1 protein-coding gene is annotated in these 1,271 nt (G+C 60.1%); it reads right to left on the bottom strand.

All coding sequences use genetic code 11. From position 1 onward, the window contains the following. Positions 1–361 precede the first annotated feature (361 nt). Positions 362–1,271, bottom strand: a 910-nt coding sequence (locus OKA04_RS24935; protein WP_264503852.1) for a chlorophyll a/b-binding protein, incomplete at its 5' end; no start/stop codon positions are given.

Raw genomic sequence — 1,271 nt, 5'->3', positions numbered from 1 at the left:
CCATAATTAAGATCGAGACCATGAGATAGCTAGAACACTGCTGCTACCATGAGATAGTTTATCCCCCTGTAGTACTGTACATCAGAAATTCACCACTCAACTCACCCCCTCACCCATGCATCCAGATCCATGCATGCAGGAAACAATTACCACAACACACACAGTAAGTCTGAATCTCATCACATCCATCTCTCTCTCTCTCCTCCCCCCAATTCATTAACATCTTATACATGCATACTCCACAAAAAAAAAAAGAAGAAACAAGAAGAGAACATCTTCCATCGCCCAATCATCGGTTTCACCAGCCTGAACTCATCAAGCTCCTTGAGATGCCCTGGCCCTGATGAAATCGATCACACGCTCAGCCTGACAGCGTCTGGATGATGGTGTTGTGCCACGGGTCAGACAGGTGCTGCAGCAGGTTGTCGAAGGGCCCCTTCTGCGTCACGTTGTGCTGCACCAGGAACCCCAAGAACGCCAGCATCGCCAGCCTCCCGTTGGCGAGCTCCTTCTCCTTGGCCTCGAGGGTGGGCTCGAAGTTGAGGGGGTTGAAGACGCTGCCGGGGTAGCCGCACTCGTGCGGCGGGAGGCTGTAGCTCTTGAAGATGGGGTCCTGGTTGACGCAGCCAGGGTTCTTGATGTCCTGCCACCGCCGGATCTCCACGTAGTGGAACAGGATGAACTCGATGACGAACAGCGTCGACGACGACGCGAAGTAGGTGGCCTTGCCGGCGTCGTACCACTGCGGCGCGTCGATCAACCCGATCTTCGTCAGCACCTCAGGCAGCAGCATCCCGGCCACCCCCAGCATCGCCCACCGCCCGTTCACCAGCTCCGCCTGCACGAACCACCGCAGGTTCTCCGGGTCCTCCGCCAGACCCAACATGACGCCGCACTTGGAGGGGATGCTGGCGGCATTGCCGGCGTTGAGGCCGCTGATGCTGCCGGCCACGTTCTTGAGGCAGTTGCAGGCGGTGCGGCGGTCGGCGGTGGTGCTGGCGGCGGAGTTGAGGCTCCTGACGCCGCTGCAGCAGGCCGCCGACGGGCCGGAGCCGCCGCGGGCGTAGCTGAGGCAGGGCGACACGGCGGAGTTGACCTGGCCGCAGCTGATGGCGGCCATGGTGGTGTGTGGGCCCGCCAGGAGCAGAGCCGCTGCCACGAGGGCGACCAACACCAGCTGTGCACGGGCCATCTCGATCTTGGTCGTGTGTGCTGACGATCGATCGACTTGCTGCTGCTGCTGGTGTGTGGTGCTCGTTTGCTGCTGCAGG

Origin of the sequence: Luteolibacter flavescens, assembly GCF_025950085.1 — a bacterium.
Taxonomy (GTDB): domain Bacteria; phylum Verrucomicrobiota; class Verrucomicrobiia; order Verrucomicrobiales; family Akkermansiaceae; genus Haloferula; species Haloferula flavescens.
Note: the sequence above shows the minus strand (reverse complement) of the source record. Positions and strands in the feature narration are given on the sequence as shown.